This is a genomic window from Microbacterium sp. ANT_H45B (assembly GCF_008369345.1).
Taxonomy (GTDB): Bacteria; Actinomycetota; Actinomycetes; order Actinomycetales; family Microbacteriaceae; genus Microbacterium.
This window is the reverse complement of record NZ_VOBK01000001.1, coordinates 366,235-383,933: the sequence shown is the minus strand read 5'-3', so window position 1 is coordinate 383,933 and position 17,699 is coordinate 366,235. Positions and strand designations below refer to the sequence as shown.

Annotated in this window: 14 protein-coding genes; 8 read left to right on the top strand and 6 right to left on the bottom strand. The window is 69.0% G+C overall.

Translation table 11 applies throughout. The features are described 5' to 3' along the window. Positions 1-69: 69 nt before the first annotated feature. The 7 genes from FQ142_RS01835 (at position 70) to FQ142_RS01805 (ending at position 7,441) form a co-directional block, all read left to right on the top strand. The gene (locus FQ142_RS01835) at positions 70-747 is read left to right on the top strand and encodes a response regulator transcription factor (RefSeq protein ID WP_149421986.1); all 678 of its coding nucleotides are present in this window, start codon (positions 70-72) and stop codon (positions 745-747) included. Then, the gene (locus FQ142_RS01830; RefSeq protein ID WP_262492024.1) at positions 740-2,056 is read left to right on the top strand and encodes a sensor histidine kinase; all 1,317 of its coding nucleotides are present in this window, start codon (positions 740-742) and stop codon (positions 2,054-2,056) included. The genes FQ142_RS01835 and FQ142_RS01830 overlap by 8 nt, the downstream gene beginning before the upstream one ends. Positions 2,057-2,079: 23 nt before the next feature. Beyond that, a complete protein-coding gene (locus tag FQ142_RS01825) occupies positions 2,080-3,363 on the top strand; it encodes a glutaminase (RefSeq protein WP_149421984.1) in 1,284 nt (427 codons plus the stop codon). A gap of 67 nt (positions 3,364-3,430) precedes the next feature. Continuing rightward, on the top strand, positions 3,431-4,276 hold the full coding sequence (locus tag FQ142_RS01820) for a hypothetical protein (protein ID WP_149421983.1): 846 nt from the start codon (positions 3,431-3,433) through the stop codon (positions 4,274-4,276). 76 nt (positions 4,277-4,352) lie between these two features. Beyond that, positions 4,353-4,580 (top strand): RNA-binding S4 domain-containing protein, encoded by a 228-nt coding sequence (locus FQ142_RS01815; RefSeq protein ID WP_045253946.1) that lies wholly within the window; start codon positions 4,353-4,355, stop codon positions 4,578-4,580. Between the two features lie 88 nt (positions 4,581-4,668). Then, positions 4,669-6,468 (top strand): glycoside hydrolase family 15 protein, encoded by a 1,800-nt coding sequence (locus tag FQ142_RS01810; protein WP_149421982.1) that lies wholly within the window; start codon positions 4,669-4,671, stop codon positions 6,466-6,468. 76 nt (positions 6,469-6,544) lie between these two features. Beyond that, positions 6,545-7,441, top strand: a complete 897-nt coding sequence (locus FQ142_RS01805; protein WP_149421981.1) for an SDR family oxidoreductase — start codon at positions 6,545-6,547, stop codon at positions 7,439-7,441. Between the two features lie 189 nt (positions 7,442-7,630). Here FQ142_RS01805 and FQ142_RS01800 read toward each other — a convergent pair whose 3' ends face one another. From FQ142_RS01800 to FQ142_RS01780, 5 genes are all read right to left on the bottom strand, one after another. Beyond that, positions 7,631-10,654, bottom strand: a complete 3,024-nt coding sequence (locus FQ142_RS01800) for an alpha-mannosidase (protein ID WP_149421980.1) — start codon at positions 10,652-10,654, stop codon at positions 7,631-7,633. Positions 10,655-10,698: 44 nt separating this feature from the next. After that, positions 10,699-11,586 carry a carbohydrate ABC transporter permease gene (locus tag FQ142_RS01795; protein WP_045253950.1) on the bottom strand — a complete coding sequence of 296 codons (888 nt, stop codon included), beginning with the start codon at positions 11,584-11,586 and terminating at the stop codon, positions 10,699-10,701. Beyond that, positions 11,586-12,515, bottom strand: a complete 930-nt coding sequence (locus tag FQ142_RS01790; RefSeq protein WP_374611674.1) for a carbohydrate ABC transporter permease — start codon at positions 12,513-12,515, stop codon at positions 11,586-11,588. The genes FQ142_RS01795 and FQ142_RS01790 overlap by 1 nt, the downstream gene beginning before the upstream one ends. Positions 12,516-12,525: 10 nt before the next feature. Continuing rightward, on the bottom strand, positions 12,526-13,878 hold the full coding sequence (locus tag FQ142_RS01785) for an extracellular solute-binding protein (protein WP_149421978.1): 1,353 nt from the start codon (positions 13,876-13,878) through the stop codon (positions 12,526-12,528). A 131-nt stretch (positions 13,879-14,009) separates the two neighbouring features. After that, positions 14,010-15,224 (bottom strand): ROK family transcriptional regulator, encoded by a 1,215-nt coding sequence (locus tag FQ142_RS01780; RefSeq protein ID WP_149421977.1) that lies wholly within the window; start codon positions 15,222-15,224, stop codon positions 14,010-14,012. A gap of 260 nt (positions 15,225-15,484) precedes the next feature. Between FQ142_RS01780 and FQ142_RS01775 the strand changes: the two genes are divergently transcribed. Then, positions 15,485-16,138: a class I SAM-dependent methyltransferase gene (locus tag FQ142_RS01775; RefSeq protein WP_149421976.1), complete on the top strand. Its 654-nt coding sequence runs from the start codon at positions 15,485-15,487 to the stop codon at positions 16,136-16,138. A 75-nt stretch (positions 16,139-16,213) separates the two neighbouring features. On the opposite strand, the gene dnaB is transcribed toward FQ142_RS01775, so the two are convergent. Beyond that, entirely contained in the window at positions 16,214-17,557 is a 1,344-nt protein-coding gene (gene dnaB, locus FQ142_RS01770) for a replicative DNA helicase (RefSeq protein WP_167541592.1), read from the bottom strand. Between the last annotated feature and the right edge of the window lie 142 nt (positions 17,558-17,699).

Genomic DNA, 17,699 nt, shown 5'->3' with positions numbered 1-17,699 from the left:
CGCCGCCGACCACATCTCCTCCCGCCCCGCTTCAGCGCGGATTCAGCGTGCGCCCGCCACACTGGGATCATGCGGATCCTGGTGGTGGACGACGAGGCGCGTCTCGCCGACGCCGTACGCCGAGGACTCGAGGCCGAGGGCTTCGCGGTCGACGTCGCCCACAACGGGGTCGACGGGCTCTGGCGGGCGCGCGAGACGCGCTACGACGCGATCGTCCTCGACCTGATGATGCCCGGCATGAGCGGCTGGAAGGTGTGCGAGGCGCTGCGCGCCGAAGAGAACTGGACGCCCGTGCTCATGCTCACCGCAAAGGACGGTGAATGGGACCAGGTCGAAGCGCTCGAGACCGGCGCCGACGACTACGTGACGAAGCCGTTCTCGTTCGCGATCCTCGTCGCCCGCATCCGCGCCCTGGTGCGCCGCGGCGCGGTCGCCCGCCCCGCCGTCCTCGAAGCCGGCGACCTGAGTCTCGATCCCTCGTCGCACCACGTGTGGCGCGGCGAGACGCCCGTCACCCTGACCGCCCGCGAGTTCGCGGTGCTGGAGTACCTGATGCGCCATCGCGGTCAGGTGCTCTCGAAGCGCACGCTGATCGAGGGCGTCTGGGATGACGACTTCGACGGCGATCCGAACATCGTCGAGGTCTACGTCGGGCATCTGCGCCGCAAGCTCGACAAGCCGTTCGGTCGCGAGGCGATAGAGACGATCCGCGGCGCCGGCTACCGACTGGCGGCCGACGGTGGCTAGCCGCGCGTGGCGATCGGTGCGGGCTCGGACCACGTTCGGCGCCACCCTCGTGGTCGCCGTCGCGCTGCTGATCGGAGCGTTCTCGTTCTACGGCATCCTGAGCTCCAGCATCCATGCGAGTGCCGAACGGGCGGCGGAGCAGCGACTCGACGAGCTGACGGAGCGACTCGACGGGCCCGGAGGCCGGGGGATCGACACCCTCGACGACGAGATCGTGCAGATCATCGCACCGGACGGATCGGTGCGCGCGGCGAGCGAGGACGCCCTCGACGATCTGGGGTCCACCGCCCTGCCGATCGTCGACGGGGCGAGCACCCGCACGATCGACCGCACACCGATGCTGATCGTCTCGGATGATCTGCACGGCGACGAGACCCTCGTCCTCGCCGTGCCGATCGAGGACGCCGTCGAGACCCTGTCGACCGTCGCGATCCTGCTCGCCGTCGCCGTGCCCCTGCTGCTCGTGCTCGTCGCCGTCACGACCTGGCTCGTCGTCGGCCGTGCGCTGAGACCCGTGACGCGGATCCGGCGGGAGGTCGACGGGATCACCGCCGAGCACCTGCACCGACGGGTCGAGGTGCCCCCGTCGTCCGACGAGATCGCGGCGCTCGCGACCACCATGAACCGGATGCTCGATCGGCTCGACGCCTCGGCCACCGCTCAGCGCCGCTTCGTGTCGGATGCCTCGCACGAACTGCGGTCGCCGCTGGCCACGATCCGCCAGCACGCCGAACTCGCCCAGGCGCACCCCGCCACGACCAGCATCGACGAGCTGGCCGAGGTCGTCTCCGACGAGGGGCTGCGCCTGCAGGGGATCGTCGAGTCGCTGCTGCTGCTCGCCCGCCTCGACGAGGGAGCGGGCACTCACGACGAGGCGGTCGATCTCGACGATGTGGCGCTCGGAGAGGTGCGCCGACTGCGCTCGCGCGGGGTCGACGTCGACGGGACAGGCATCGCCGCCGCGCGCGTCGTCGGCGACCCACGGCTGCTCGGCCAGCTGCTGCGCAATCTCGCGGACAACGCGGCGAGGCACAGCGCCGGACGCGTCGCGATCAGCGTGATCCCGCAGGGCTCGTGGGTGTTCGTGACGATCGAGGATGACGGCGCCGGTGTGCCCGAGTCCGAGCGGGAGCGCATCTTCGAGCGCTTCGTGCGGCTCGATGAGGCGCGCAGCCGCGATGCGGGCGGGAGCGGACTCGGGTTGGCGATCGTCCGGGGCATCGCGACGGCCGGCGGGGGCACCGTCTCCGTCGACGCGTCACGCTGGGACGGGGCGCGGTTCGTCGTCGCCCTCCCTCTCTCCGACTGAACGCCCGTGGGAGCATGGAGCACATGCAGACCCCGATGATCGACTACCTCCAGCTGCTGCTCGACTCCTGCGGGGAGGATGCCGGCGAGGTCGCCTCGTACATCCCGGAGCTCGCGGATGCCGACCCGGATCGCCTGGCCATCGCGGTCGCCACGCTCGACGGCGAGGTCTACGTCGCGGGGGATGCCGACGTCGAGTTCACGATCCAGTCGATCTCGAAGCCGTTCACCTACGCTCTCGCGATCGCGGATCGAGGTCTCGATGCCGTGCTCGAACGGATCGACGTCGAGCCGTCCGGCGACGCGTTCAACGAGATCTCGCTGGAGCCCGGGAGCGGTCGCCCTCGCAATCCGATGATCAATGCGGGAGCGATCGCCGCCCACGCCCTGGTCGACGGCACGGACGCCGATGGTCGCGCCGAGCGCATCCTCGACCTGTACAGCCGCCTCGCGGGCCGCGAGCTCTCGATCGCGGAGGACGTCTTCGAGTCCGAGCTGTCGACCGCAGACCGCAACATGGCGCTCGCGTACATGCTGCGCACCGTGGGCGTGCTCGACGCCGACCCGGCCGACATCGTGCGTGGGTACACACGCCAGTGCTCGGTGTCGGTCTCGGTGCGCGATCTCGCCCGCATGGGTTCGGTGCTCGCCGCCGGCGGGCTGTCGCCGGAGGGCGAGCAGCTGATCGACCCCGTCGTGACCCGGCAGGTGCTGAGCGTCATGACCACCTGCGGCATGTACGACTCCGCCGGCGACTGGCTCACCTCGGTCGGCATCCCCGCCAAGAGCGGCGTCGCCGGGGGTCTGATGGGCGTGCTGCCCGGTCAGGTCGGCATCGCGGTGTTCTCGCCCCGGCTCGACGAGCACGGCAACAGCACGCGCGGGGTGCGGATGTTCGAGCGCATGAACCACGATCTGGGCCTGCACCTGATGACCTCGACCGAGCGGGCGCGGTCGGTGTCGCGCCGCGTCGAGCACGACGGGATCGCGGTGCACGAGATCGCGGGCGACCTGCACTTCATGGAGGCGGAGCGGGTGCTGCGAGGCTTCGCCGAGGAGCAGGCCGGCGACGACCCGGTGGTCATCGACCTCGACCGCGTGCAGCGCGCCAACGACATCGCGAAGCGGATGCTGCTCGAGGGCGTCCGCCGGCTGCACCTCGACGGTCACGACGTGAGGATCGTCGACCCGTGGGGCGTGCTCGGCAGCGCGGAGACCGGGTCGGGTGAGCTCGTGCACGGCGATCAGGCGCACGGCGGGTTCGTGCCGGCATCCTTCGCCGATGTGGCGAGTGCGGTGCGCGGCTGACCCGTTCCTGAAGAGGTCTTCAGGGGGCTTCAGGGTGGGTTCAGCACCTCCGCGGGACCATCGACTCATGAACGACAAGAACCCGACACCCGACCAGACCCCCGAGAACCTCCCCGCGAACACTCCCCCAGCGCCTCCGGCTCCCCCGGCTCCCCCGGCCGCGGATGCCGAGACCGTGCCCGTCGCGCCGATCGCCGCGGAGTCCGCTCCCCAGACCCCGGCATCCGCCCCGGCGAAGCCCCGACGCACGCGCGCACTGCTCATCGGCGGCGGGATCGCCGCAGCCGTCGTGCTCGTCGGCGGCGGGGTGGCCCTGGGCGCAGCCGTCGGCGATGAGTTCGGCGACGACGATGACCGCCCCTCGGTCTCCGACGGTCCTCGCGGCGGCGACGACCGCGACGCCGACGACCGCGGCGGACGCCCCGGAGACGACCGCGACGACGCCGAGCAGGGCGCACCCGCCGAGGGCGGGCCCGGCACGGGCGGACCCGCGGGTGAGATCGGCTCCGATTCGGCCGACGAGATCGTCGCGATCGCGGATGCCGCACGCGGCGCCGCCGACGGCGAGGTCACCTCGATCGACGCGAAGCGCGACGGCACCTGGGAGGTGCAGCTGACCGCGTCGGACGGCAGCGAGAGCGAGGTCCGCGTGACCGCAGATCTCGCGACGACCGTCGTCTCCACCGAGCAGGACGACGACGATTCCGCGCCGACCCGCACGCTCGATGAGGCGACCATCCGCGCCCTCGTCGACGCGGCGCTCACCGAGGCCGAGGGCCTGATCACCGATCTCGACGCCGACAACGACGACGTGAGCCCCTACGACGTGTCGGTGCTCACGGGCGATCGACGGTCGGTCGACATCGACTTCAGCGCCGACTTCGCCGTCGTCGGCACGGACATCGACGACTGATCCGCCGGGGTCGTTCCCGAGCCGCCGTCCGATCCGGACGGCGGCTCGCACCGTATCGGGCGATTAGCATTCAGACATGACGAATTCCGGCCGAATCGACGATGTCTCCATCGGCGGCGACATGATCCGCCTCGGGCAGTTCCTCAAGTTCTCGGGACTCCTCGACTCCGGTGGCGACGCCAAGGAGGTCATCATCGACGGCTACGTACGAGTGAACGACGAGGTCGATCGCCGCCGTGGACGCCAGCTGCACGACGGCGACCTCGTCACCTTCGAGGGCCGCACCGTCCGCGTCCGCCCCTGACCCCCATCCGGGGCGGCTCGTATAGCGAGCGGATGCAGGACGCGCAAGGCGGTAGGCGGTATCTCTCCCCCGGCCGCACGATGGACCCATGCCCCGCTTCGCTCGTCCTCTCGCGTCGTACGCGCCGATCGGCGACGGCAGGACGGTCGCGCTGATCGGTCTCGACGGGCGCATCGACTGGCTGCCGCTCCCGGGGCTCACGGATCTTCCCGTGTTCGCGAGCCTGCTCGACGAGCAGACCGGCGGATGCGTGGAGCTGCGTCCCACCGCAGAGTTCCGCACCGAGCGACGCTACGTTCCCGAGACGAACGTGCTCGAGACGACGTTTCACACGGATGCGGGTACGGTGCGGATCACCGACGCCCTCATCTTCGGCGTCGCCGGACGACTGCCCTGGGCCGAGCTCGCCCGGCGCATCGACGGCGTCGAGGGCGAGGTCGCGATGCACTGGCGCGTGCAGCCCGGATCCTCCCTGCAGACCGCCGCGCCGTGGGTGGAGCGCACCGCGCACGCCGACATCATCCGCAGCGGCGCCACGGCCCTGGTGGTGGTCGGCTTCGCGCACGGCCCGATGGCTACGACCTCGGAGTCCTCCGTCGGCCCCGAGCAGACAGGGTCGTTCACGACCTCACCGGGATCCCGGCACCTGATCGCGCTGGCGGCGACGCACGGGGAGCCGCTGCACATCCCCGATCCGCACAACATCGACCTCGGGGTCGACCGCACGGTGCAGCACTGGCAGCACTGGTCGTCGGTGTTCTCATACGACGGCCCGTGGCGCTCGCACGTGCAGCGCAACGCCCTCGCGCTCAAGCTCCTGATCTACAGCCCGTCCGGCGCCATCGCCGCAGCGGCGACGACGTCTCTTCCCGAGAACCCGCGTGGCGGGAAGAACTGGGACTACCGCTTCGCGTGGGTGCGCGACCTCGCGTACACCGCACACGCCCTGGTGCGCTTCGGGCTGCGGGAGGAGACCCACGCCGCCCTGTCGTGGCTTCTCCGCACGATCCGCGAGCAGGGATCCGACCTGCACGTCATGTACGCGCTCGACGGCTCTGCGGTTCCCGAGCCGCGCGAGCACGACGTGTCGGGGTGGCGCGGCATCGGCCCCGTCGTCACGGGCAACCCCGCCGGAGCCCAGCTGCAGCTCGGGGTCTACGGCGACCTGATGGCCATCTGCCGCACGTACGTCGATGCGGGCAACGTGCTCGACGTCGAGACGTCACGGCTGCTCGCGGACATCGCGGACCGCACCTGCGACGTCTGGCGCAATCCGGATTCCGGCATGTGGGAGCTCCCCGAGGAGCGCCACTACACCTCGTCGAAGATGGGGTGCTGGAAGGCGCTGGAAGATGCGATCGCTCTCGCCGACTCGGGGGCGATCCCGGGCAGCGTCGACCGCTGGCGGGCGGAGCGCGACCGCATCCGCGCCTGGATCGATGCGCACTGCTGGTCGGAGAGCCGCGGCGCGTACGTCTTCTTCGCCGGCTCCGATCAGCTCGACGCCTCGGTGCTGCTGCACGCCCCGAGCGGATTCGACCGCGGCGAGCGCATGGCGTCGACGATCGACGCCCTCAGCCTCGAGCTGGGTGCCGGGGCTCTGATGTACCGCTACAGCGGCGTCGCGGCGGAGGAGAAGACCTTCGTCGCCTGCGCCTTCTGGCGGGTCGAGGCGCTCGCCTGCGTCGGACGCCACGACGAGGCCCTCGCGCACATGGAGACGCTGATCGGGCACGCCAACGACGTCGGCATCTACGCCGAGATGATCGATGCCGACGACGGGGCCGCGTGGGGCAACACCCCGCAGGCGCTCAGCCATCTGGCCTTCCTCACCGCGGCGATGACGATCCGCGAGGTCGTCCCCGCAGACAAGCTCCGCGATCGCTGAGCCGGATCCCGATCCGGCTCCGTCGACCGCGCCCCGACCCCAGACCGAACGAACGAAAACAAGGAGAGGACACACCATGTCTCGTGACCAGTACACCTTCGTCAACCCCGCTGAGCTCTACTCCGACATCGAGCCCCAGAAGCAGCACATGCCCGAGCCCGGTCTCGACGCCGACCTCGCCCCGAAGGCCGACCTCGGAGAGGACAGCTACCGTGGCAGCGGCCGCCTGACCGGCCGCAAGGCTCTCATCACCGGCGGCGACTCCGGCATCGGTGCGGCCACCGCGATCGCGTTCGCCCGAGAGGGCGCCGACGTGGCGCTCTCGTACCTGCCGGAAGAAGAGGAGGACGCGGCTCGCATCGCCGGCATCCTCCGCGAGGCCGGCGCGACCGTGGCCACCCTGCCGGGCGACCTCCGGGACGCGGAGTACTGCCGCACGCTCGTGGCCGAGGCCGTGGGCGCTCTCGGCGGCCTCGACGTCCTCGTCAACAACGGCGGCAAGCAGATCTACCAGGAGTCGCTCGGCGACATCACCGACGAGCAGTTCGACGACACCTTCAAGACGAACGTCTACGCGATGTTCTGGATCACCAAGGCGGCGCTTCCGCACCTGCCTGCCGGGTCGTCGATCATCAACACCACCTCGATCCAGGCGTACTCGCCGTCGGGCATGCTCGTCGACTACGCCTCGACGAAGGCGACGATCAACGCCTTCACGAAGGGCCTCGCCGACCAGCTCGCGCCGAAGGGCATCCGCGTGAACGCGGTCGCCCCCGGCCCGATCTGGACGCCGCTGCAGCCGAGCGACGGTCAGCCGCAGGAGAAGCTCGACCAGTTCGGCGAGGAGACCCCGCTCGGACGCATGGGGCAGCCCGCGGAGCTGGCTCCCGCCTACGTGTTCCTGGCGTCGGCCGAGTCCAGCTACGTGATCGGCGAGACCCTGAACGTGAACGGCGGCATGCCCACCCCGTGACGCTCGGCTGAGGTGATCCGGAGCCCCCGCCGTGCGCGATAGCCCTTGCGCGGCGGGCGCTCCGGTGTCACTCTTGCGATACAGCTCTGTCGCGCCTGTCGCGGCAGCTGGGGTGCCGTCCAGATGGCGGCATCGGATGGGGCGCCCTTTCTGCCGCCTCCCCCGTGGTGGGGGCGTCCCGTCCTCCCCTCAGCCTCGCGGCAGCCGCAGCGTCACGAGCTGGAACGGTCGGAGCGACAGACGGATGCCGTCGGCATCCTGACCCGACAGCGCGGCCGGCTCGATCTCACGCTCGAGCAGGTCGACCTCGCCGGCGTCACCGCTCGGGAATCCCACGGCGACCGTGGCATCGGCGCGACGCCCGAGAGCCTCGTACAGTCGCACGATGACGTCGCCGCTGCCGTCCTGGGCGAGCTTGACCGCCTCGACCACCACACCCGGGTGATCGATCGCGACGAGGGGGTGCACATCGTCGGCGCCCACGACGCGACGCTCCGCGAGGTTCGTGCGGTACCCCTCGGCGATCGCATCGACGAGCTCGCCGCCGACGACGATGCCGACCTCCAGATGGTGCCGGCCCTGATCCTGCTGCGGGTCGGGGAACAGCGCCGCCCTCACGAGCGAGAGCCGCACGGTCGAGTACGTGCCGCCGCTCTCGCGCGGGTGCCGGGTGATGTCGTGGCCGTAGGTGGAGTCGTTGGTGACCGCGACGCCGAAGTCGCTCTCCCCCACTCTGACCCATCGATGCGCCACGGTCTCGAAGCGCGCAGCGTCCCACGAGGTGTTGGTGTGGGTCGGACGCACGATGTGCCCGAACTGGATCTCCGAGGCGGCGTGATCGGTGTGCACATCGACGGGGACGCTGAGCTTGAGCAGCTTCTGCCGCTCGCGCCAGTCGACGTCGACAGCCAGCTTCAGCGTGCGCGATCCCTCATCGAGACGGATGCTGTGCACCAGCGTCGATGCACCGAACGTGCGCGAGATCACCACGGCGCCGTCGACGATCTCGATGCCGTCCACGTCGAGGAGGTCGGTGACGTTGCGGCGGTAGTGCTCGTCGATGTCCCACGCGTCCCACTGCGTCGGGGTGTCCCGGTGCAGCTGGAAGACGCCGGCGCTCTGACCGGCAGGCACGACCTCGCGCCCGCTCGTCAGGTCGATGATCGAGGTCAGCACACCGCGCGCGTCGATCGTCGCCCGCACGAGGCCGTTATCGAGCACGAACCCGCCCTCCGCGGCGACCGGTGCGACGGGTGCGACCGCATCCGCCTCGCCGATCGCCAGCGCTCCGACCGAGGCGTACCCGTGCGGCGCCGCGTTGGCGACGAGGCTGCGCGTGCCCTCGCCGACCAGTGCCCGCAGGGAGTCGGCGATGATCTGCTCGAGCTCGGCGGCGATCGCCGCGTAGTTGCGCTCGGCATCCTGATGCACCCAGGCGATCGACGTGCCGGGAAGGATGTCGTGGAATTGCTGGAGGAGCACGAGCTGCCAGAGACGGGTGAGCTGCTCGGCCGGGTAGGGGCGACCGGTGCGGACGGACGCCGTCGCCGCCCAGAGCTCGGCCTCGCGCAGCAGGTGCTCGCTGCGACGGTTGCCCTGCTTGGTGCGCAGCTGACTCGTGTACGTGCCGCGGTGGAACTCGAGATACAGCTCGCCGCTCCACACTTCGGGCGACGGGTATTCGGACTCGGCCTGCTCGAAGAACGCCCGCGGCGTGGAATGCCGGGCGACCGGGGACCCTTCCAGCGACCCCGCGCGCTCGACCTGCGCGGCCATCTCCCGGGTCGGACCGCCTCCGCCGTCGCCGTACCCGTAGGGCAGCAGCGAGACCCGCGCCCTGCCCTTGTCCTGGAAATTCCGCTGCGCATGCGCGAGATCGGCCTGCGAGGCATCCGAGTTGTACTTGTCCACCGGGGGGAAGTGCGTGAACACGCGTGTGCCGTCGAGGCCCTCCCAGAGGAAGGTGTGGTGCGGCATCCGGTTCGTCTCGTTCCACGAGATCTTCTGCGTCAGGAACCACTTGGATCCCGAGGCCTTGATGATCTGCGGAAGGGCGCCGCTGTAGCCGAAGGAGTCGGGCAGCCAGACCTCGGGGGTGTCGATCCCGAACTCCCGGAGGAAGAACCCCTTGCCCTCGACGAGCTGACGGGCGAGGGCCTCGGAGCCGACCATGTTCGTGTCCGACTCGACCCACATGCCGCCGACAGGCACGAAGCGGCCTTCGCGCACGCGCTCGACCAGACGCTCCCAGATCTCGGGGTAGCGCTCCTTGATCCACGCGAACTGCTGCGCCGACGAACTGGCGAAGACGACGTCGGGGTTCTCGTCCATCAGCGCGAGCACGTTCGAGAAGGTCCGCGACACCTTGCGCGCCGTCTCGCGCACGGGCCACAACCACGCCGAGTCGATGTGCGCGTGCCCGACGGCATGCAGCACGTGCGCGCTGGCATGCGCGGGACTCGCCAGCACCGCGCGCAGCGCCTCCCGGCCCTCCGCCGCCGTGCCCGCGACATCATGCGGGTCGACGAGGTCGATCATCCGATCCAGTGCCTGCACGATCTCCGCCCGTCGCGGCGAAGAGGCATCGAGCTCGCCGAGGAGCCCGCGCAGGATCACGGTGTCGTCGAGCAGCGACTCGACGGTCAGGTCGCGCAGGGCCACGTCCACGACCCGGAGCACGTAGATCGGATCGACGCCGGCGGTGTCGGGGTCACCGAGTCGCGTCGGGTCGAACGTGAAGATGCTGCCCACGTCGGGGTTGGATGCCGCCTCGAGCAGCACGTCGATGCGTCCGTCCGGCTGCACCGCTGCGGCGACCGCGTTGTTGAACGGCGAGATGCCTTTGATCGGACTCCCGTCGAGACCCCAGACGAGAGCCTCGGCCTGGAAGCCGCTCTGTCCGGCCGTGAAGCCGAGGTCCACGACCAGCTCTGCCCTGGTGCCGTCGGGGAGATCGCCGGATGCCGTGCGCCACTCGGCCGGGACCTGCCCGCTCACCCGGAACCACGTCGTGCCCCAGGGGCGCCCCCACGCGGTGCCGACCGCGGTGGACGTGTAGTCCGCCTGCGCAGCGTCCGCGAAGGGCACCGGCTCACCCGGCACCTCCCAGGCGCGGACCTCGAGCGGGTGGCTCAGCCGGTGACGAGCCGGGCGCAGACGCTCGCGGATGAATCGGTCGATGCGCATCTCGATGAGCGCGGTGCGGTCGTGCATGAGTGGTGCTTTCTGGATCGTGGGGGTGTGCGAGGAGGCGGGGATCAGCCCTTGACGCCGCCGGCCAGCGCGAAGCTGCTGCCGGACAGACGCTGCACGAGCAGGTACAGGACGAGGATCGGCACGGAGTACAACGTGGCGAACGCGGCGAGCTGTCCGTAGGCGACCGCGCCGTGGTTGCCGAAGAACGTGAAGATCGCGACGGCTGCCGGCATCTTCTCCGAGCTGAACAGCAGGACGAACGGGACGAAGAAGTTCCCCCACGCCTGCGTGAACACGAAGATGAAGACGACGCTGATGCCGGGGCGCATGAGGGGCAGGACGATGGTCCACAGTGCCCGCATGGCGGAGGCGCCGTCGACCCACGCGGCCTCCTCGAGGGAGACCGGCACCGAGTCCATGAAGTTCTTCAGCATCCAGATCGCCATGGGCAGCGATGTGGCTGCCATGAACAGGATCACGCTGACCTGCGAATCGAGCATCTTCAACTGCACGAAGAGCGCGTAGACCGGCACCATCATCGCCGTGATCGGCAGGCAGGAACCGAACAGCACCGAGTACATGAAGCCGCGCTGGAAACGGGAGTTGTGCCGCGACAGCGGATACGCGGCGAGCACGCCGACGACGACGGTGATGAGGGCGGTGCCGAACGAGATCAGCGCCGAGTTCCACAGCGGCAGCAGCGTCATCGACCAGTCGAACACCGCGACGAAGTTGTCGAGCGTGAGGCTCTCCGGCACCGAGATCGACACCGTGGCCGACGGAGACACCGCCGAGAACGCGATCCACGCGATGGGCACGAGGAACACGACCCCGATCACGATCAGGACGGCGTTGGCGAGCCCCGTGGAGCGGCGCTTCGCGGGCGACGCGACCGAGATGCGCGGGCCGCGCCGGACGGTGGGGCGGACGAGTGCTTCGGTGGCAGTCATCAATCGACCTCCGGCTTGAGGATGCGGATGTAGAAGATCGCGAAGATCGCACCGAGCACGAGCGTCACCGCAGCGATCGCCGTGCCGTAGCCGATCTGGGAGTACTGGAAGGCCTCCTGATAGGCGAGGACGGGGAGGGTGGAACTCGAGACGCCCGGCCCTCCCTTGGTCATCACCCAGATGAGCCCGAACGTGCCGAGCGTCTGCAGGGTGGTGAGCATGAGGTTCGTCGAGATCGAGCGGCGGATCATCGGGATGGTGATGAGGAAGAAGCGCTGGGCGGCGTTCGCGCCGTCGATCTGCGCGGCCTCCATCACCTCCGGCGGCACCTCGTTGAGGGCGGCTCCGTAGACGAGCATCGAGAAGGCCGTGCCGCGCCAGACGTTGGCGAGGATGACGGCGAACATCGGGTACTCGATGAGCCAGCTCACCGCGGGGATGCCGATGCCCTCCAGCAGCGCGTTGAGCGTGCCGTCCTTCGAGAAGTAGGCGTACAGGGCGAACGCGGCGACGATCTCGGGCATCACCCAGGCCACGACGACGAGCGCGCCGACGACGCTGTTGACCGACTTCGAGCCGATGCGCATGAGCGCGGCGACACCGAGTCCCAGCACGTTCTGACCGATGATCGCGGAGAACAGCACGAAGACGACCGTGAGAACCAGCGCCGTCCAGAAGTTCGGGTCGGTGAACAGCGAGATGTAGTTGTCGAATCCGACGAACTCGGGGTTGGCCGCCCGATAGCCCGTGAGGGCGCGGTTGGTGAGCGACCCCCAGATGGCGTAGATGATCGGCCCGAGCAGGAACACGACCAGCAGCACCACGGCGGGCAGCAGCGGGACGGAGCGCAGCAGCTCGCGGAGCGGGGTGCGCCGCCCGGCCCCGGTGTGCACCGGGGCCGGGCTGCGCGTTGCGGAGGCGGAGGTCACTGAGGGACTCCTACTCGACCTTGTCCTGGCCGACGATCTGGGTGAGCGCGTCGTCGTAGGTCTTCGCCGCATCCTCCGGGGTCGCTTCTCCGGTGATCACCGATTCGGTGGCCTGCTGGAGAGCGCTGGTGATCTGCGAGTAGTCCGGCGTGGTCGGACGGAAGTGCGTGTACTGCACGAGGTCGGAGAAGAACGCGAAGGTCGGGTTGTACGCGAGGTACGCGTCGTCGGTCGCGACGTCCTCACGGACGGCGATCTGGCTGTTCTCGGTGTCGTACTTGAGCGAGTTCTCCTGGTTCAGCGCCATCGCGATGAAGTCGAACGACGTCTGCGGGTGCGTGGTCTGAGAGCCGACCGCGAGCGTCCAGCCCCCGGACATCGAGGTGAAGCCGGGCTTGCCGCCGTCCTGCGTCGGCATCTTCGCGAGACCGATCTTGTCCGCCCAGCCGTCCCAGGCGCCGTCGCCGCTGATCCAGCCACCGGGGAGCCATGATCCGTCGATGGCCATGGCGAGCTTGCCCTCGGGGAGCAGCTCCGTCGAGACGCGGCTGCCGATGGTCGAGTCGAGGGCGAGATCGAGCGGAGTGGCGAGATCGTTCTTGTAGAGCGTGTCGTAGAAGCCGAAGGAGTCGGTGAGACCCTGGGAGCCCACCGCCCACTTGTCGGAGTCGGCGTCGTAGAGAGTGGACTCGGTGCCGTAGAGGAGCATCTCGAGACCCTGCATCGACGTCTGCTCACCCGCGCTCTTGCTGCCGTAGATGTTCAGGGGGATCAGGTCGGCGTCGTAGGCCTTCACGGCTTCAGCGGCATCGAGGATGTCCTGCCACGACTCGGGCTGCCAGTCGGTGGGGAGTCCCGCGGCCGCGAAGATCTCCTTGTTGTAGTAGATCGCACGGGTGTCGGTGCCCATCGAGACGCCGTAGGTGCTGCCGTCTCCTCCGAGACCCGCCTCCTTGGCCGCGTCGTAGAACTGGTCCCAGTCATCCCAGTCCGCGAGGTAGTCGTCGATCGGGAGCAGGTAGCCGGCCGCGGCGTCGGAGCGCAGCTGGAAGGTGTCCTCGTAGATCACGTCGGGTGCCGTGTCGGGCGAGCCGTTCATCAGAGCCAGCTTCGTGAAGTACTCGTCTTCGGACTCGATCGGCTGGAGCTTGACCGTCACCCCGGGGTTCGCGGCCTCGAACTCGGGCTTGACCTTCTGGAAGAGGTCATCGAGCTGGTGGAACGCGGACGTCATCTGATACGCGACGGTGATGGTGCGGTCGCCGCTGTCGGACGTCTCTGCGTCCCCGGACGCACCGCATCCCGAGAGGACGATCGCGCCGACCGCGATCGCGCCGATGGCGGCGAGGGGCTTCGTTCGCATCTGCTTTGCTCCTTTGCATGCGGACCTCGCTGTTGAGGCCCTCAGACGGATAATCCTATCAAATGGGATAAATAGGTCGAGAGGGCGGAGTAACAGTTCCGTCACGGAACGCTGTGGAGATCCGTCAGCGGTCAGCGGCTGATCATGAGTCGCGACGCCCGAGCCGTGAGCGCATCGTCGAGCACGAGGCACGCGGCTCCCACGGCGGCGGAGTCCGCGCCGATCTGCGAGGGGCGCAGCTGCACGGGTTCGGTGGAGGTGCTGACGGCCGTGGTGTGCACCCAGTGGTCCAGGACCGGCAGCAGCCGCTCGCCGAGCCGCGACCACGCGGGACCGCCCAGGACGACGATGCCGAGATCGAGGAGGTTGTTCACTTCGACGATGGCCGTCGCGAGGTGCCTCCCGGCGCTTTCGAGGGCTGCGAGCACTCCCTCGTCTCCGGCGGCGGCCAACGACGACAGCCGCTCGAGCTGCATCCGCGCATCTCCTGTGCCGCTCGGCGGTGTCGCGTGCCCGGCCTGGGCAAGGAGCATGCGCGGCTCCATGATCACTCCGATGCAGCCATGGGATCCGCAGGTGCAGATCGGCCCCTCGGTGTCGACGACGATGTGCGCGATGTTGCCGGCGTTGCCCGTCCTGCCGTGCACCGGCGCCCCCGAGACCGAGAGCCCGAGGCCGAGGCCCGCGCCGTAGTAGAGGAACATCGCGTCGGCGAGCTCCTGCCCCGCGTCGAACCACTGCTCGCCGACGACGGTCGCCACGACATCCTTCTCGAGCAGTGTCGGCAGCCCGCTGACCCGCTCCAGCTCCGTGCGCACGGGCACGTTGTGCCACGCGGGCAGGAGAGGCGGGTTCAGCAGTCGACCCGCGTCGCGGTCGAAGGGCCCCGGAGCGGCCACGCCGATCCCGAGCACGCGCTCGGCAGGAAGCTGCGCCTCGCCGATGAGCGCCCGGACGCTGTCTCCGAGACGTCCCACGAGTTCATCCGGCGATGCGTCAGCACCTCCGGGGGTCTGCTCGGTCCTGGCGACGACCGCGCCGGCGGCATCGACGACCACGACGGTGTCGACGGCCGGGTCGAGGTGCACACCGACCGCGTAGCGCGAATCCGATCGCAGCGCGAGGAGCGTGCGGGGCTTTCCCGGGCCCGAGATGACCTTTCCGGTCTCCTCGATCAGCCCCTCGTTGGCCAGCCGGCGAGTGACATTGCTGAGCGTCTGCGTCGACAGCCCCGTGCGCTCGGCGAGCTCGCTGCGGCTGAGCCCCTCCTCCGAGCGGCGGATGAGGTCGAAGACGAGCGCCTGGTTGTAGACGCCCACAGCAGGGAGGTTCGACCCACGCTGCATATTCCGCTCCTCATCCGTGCGCACCCGTCAGCGCGTGAACCTCATGATCGCCGCGCAGCACCGCACCGGTCAAACCCGGGCCCGCATGTTCAAGCCTAGGGCGGGGAGCGGCGGGCTGGATCATCCGACGACCACGCCCGGATTCAGGCGAAGAGCGCACACACCGCACACGAGGTCGACGGGGCCAGTTCCGTCACTCGTCGGCTGCGCCTCCCGCGCGTCGCTGATGTCACTGAGGGCGAACAGCAGACGATGGCTTCATGAACGATCCGGTGGACCAGGTTGGCGAGGTGTACCAGAAGCATGCGGCGGAATGGGTGAGAGCGAGAAGTACCGCCCTCGTCGAACATGGGTGGTTGTCGTTGTTCACCACCCTGCTCGAACCTCATGCATCCGTCCTCGACGTCGGGTGCGGTTCTGGAGTACCGATCGCGCAATGGCTCGACGACAACGGCTTCACTGTCACCGGCATCGACAGTTCATCGGAGATGATCCGACTCTTCCGCACGAACGTGCCTGCCGCGCGGGCCGAAGTGCTCGATATGCGCCGTCTGGACCTCGCCATCCGATTCGAGGGGATCGTGGCCTGGGATAGCTTCTTCCATCTCTCCCCTGTCGACCAGCGAGCGATGTTCCCCCTCTTCGAGCATCACGCGACGACCGGAGCCCCACTCCTCCTCACAACCGGTCCGGAAGCCGGCGAGGTTGTCGGAAACCTACACGGCGACCTGCTCTACCACGCCAGCCTCGACCCCGGTGAGTATCGTGCACTGTTCGATCAGCACGGATTCGACGTCGTCGCGCACACCAGCAGAGATCCGAGCATCGGCGATCACACCGTCTGGTTGGCACGAAAGCGCGAGGGCGTGACTCCGAGCTTCGGCAGGACCGGGCCGAACCCACACCCCGAGTGATGTCCGAGTCGTCGTCGACACGTTCTGAGAACCGACGTCGGATTCAGCGGTATCGGGTTCTCCCAGACGCTCGGCTCAGTTGAAGTCGCCGCCCGGCGCCATGTCGTGGAAGCGCGAGTAGTGACCCTGGAACGCGACCGTGATCGTCGCCGTCGGGCCGTTACGGTGCTTGGCGACGATCAGGTCGGCCTCACCCGGGCGGACGTCCTTGTCGTACACCGAGTCGCGGTGCAGCAAAATGACCATGTCGGCGTCCTGCTCGATCGAGCCGGACTCACGCAAGTCGCTGATCGCGGGCTTCTTGTCGGTGCGCTGCTCGGGACCACGGTTCAGCTGCGACAGGGCGATGACCGGGACCTGCAGCTCCTTCGCGATCAGCTTGAGGCTTCGCGAGAACTCCGAGACCTCCTGCTGACGCGACTCGACGCGCTTTCCCGACGTCATCAGCTGCAGGTAGTCGATGATGACCATGCGCAGTCCCTCGCGCTGCTTGAGGCGACGACACTTCGCACGGATCTCGACGAGGGTCATGTTGGGGCTGTCGTCGATGTAGAGCGGAGCGTCGTTGATGCGACCTCGCGTCGCGGCGACCGTGGTCCAGTCGCGCGGGTCGAGGTTTCCCTTGCGCATGTTCTGCAGCGGGATCTGGCCCTCGGCACTGAGCAGACGCATCGCGATCTCGCTCTTGCCCATCTCGAGCGAGAAGAAGACGGAGGGGATGTTGTGCCCGATCGAGGCCGAGCGCGCGAAGTCGAGCGCGAGCGTCGACTTACCCATCGCGGGACGCGCGGCGACGACGATCATCTGGCCGCCGTGCAGGCCGTTGGTGAGCTCGTCGAGCTCCTTGAAGCCGGTCGGCACGCCGGTCATCGATCCGTCGCGCCCGCTGGCCGCCTCGATCTCCTCGAGCGCCGCGTCGACGGCGATCTGCAGGGGGACGTAGTCCTCGGCCGTCTCGGACCCGGTGATGGAGTAGATCTCCGCCTGGGCGTTGTTGACGATGTCGGTGGCATCGCCCTGCCCGTCGTACCCAAGCTGCACGATGCGCGTGCCCGCGTCGACGAGGCGGCGCAGGATGGCGCGCTCCGAGACGATCCCGCCGTAGTAGCCGGCGTTCGCGGCCGTGGGGACGATCGAGGTGAGGGTATGCAGGTAGTCGGCGCCGCCGGCGCGACTCAGCTCGCCCGTCTTAATGAGCTCGTCGGTGACGGCGACGACGTCGGTCGGCTCACCGTGCGAGTACAGCGACAGGATCGCCTCGAAGATCAGCTCGTGCTTGGGGATGTAGAAGTCTGCACCCTTGAGCGTCTCGATGACGTCGGCGACGGCATCCTTCGAGAGGAGCATTCCGCCGAGGGCGCTCTGCTCGGCGAGGAGGTCGTGCGGCGGTGTGCGCTCGTGCGACCGCTTGCTGCCCATGCGGTCCTCTGAGATGTCGGCGATCGACACGCTGCTCCCTTCGCTGCGACGTTCCTCCGGCGGAGCCGAGGAGTCGGCAACGCGCGGGGCTCTCGGTCGAGAATGCCTGTCCGCGCAGCAAACCAGGCACTTCCGACATCGG

Coding starts and splice junctions, on each gene's coding strand:
- FQ142_RS01780 (WP_149421977.1), bottom strand. CDS start 15,224: ATGCAGCGTGGGTCGAACCTCCCTGCTGTGGGCGTCTACAACCAGGCG.
- FQ142_RS01825 (WP_149421984.1), top strand. CDS start 2,080: ATGCAGACCCCGATGATCGACTACCTCCAGCTGCTGCTCGACTCCTGC.
- FQ142_RS01820 (WP_149421983.1), top strand. CDS start 3,431: ATGAACGACAAGAACCCGACACCCGACCAGACCCCCGAGAACCTCCCC.
- FQ142_RS01775 (WP_149421976.1), top strand. CDS start 15,485: ATGAACGATCCGGTGGACCAGGTTGGCGAGGTGTACCAGAAGCATGCG.
- FQ142_RS01800 (WP_149421980.1), bottom strand. CDS start 10,654: ATGCACGACCGCACCGCGCTCATCGAGATGCGCATCGACCGATTCATC.
- FQ142_RS01810 (WP_149421982.1), top strand. CDS start 4,669: ATGCCCCGCTTCGCTCGTCCTCTCGCGTCGTACGCGCCGATCGGCGAC.
- dnaB (WP_167541592.1), bottom strand. CDS start 17,557: ATGGGCAGCAAGCGGTCGCACGAGCGCACACCGCCGCACGACCTCCTC.
- FQ142_RS01785 (WP_149421978.1), bottom strand. CDS start 13,878: ATGCGAACGAAGCCCCTCGCCGCCATCGGCGCGATCGCGGTCGGCGCG.
- FQ142_RS01815 (WP_045253946.1), top strand. CDS start 4,353: ATGACGAATTCCGGCCGAATCGACGATGTCTCCATCGGCGGCGACATG.
- FQ142_RS01795 (WP_045253950.1), bottom strand. CDS start 11,586: ATGACTGCCACCGAAGCACTCGTCCGCCCCACCGTCCGGCGCGGCCCG.
- FQ142_RS01805 (WP_149421981.1), top strand. CDS start 6,545: ATGTCTCGTGACCAGTACACCTTCGTCAACCCCGCTGAGCTCTACTCC.
- FQ142_RS01835 (WP_149421986.1), top strand. CDS start 70: ATGCGGATCCTGGTGGTGGACGACGAGGCGCGTCTCGCCGACGCCGTA.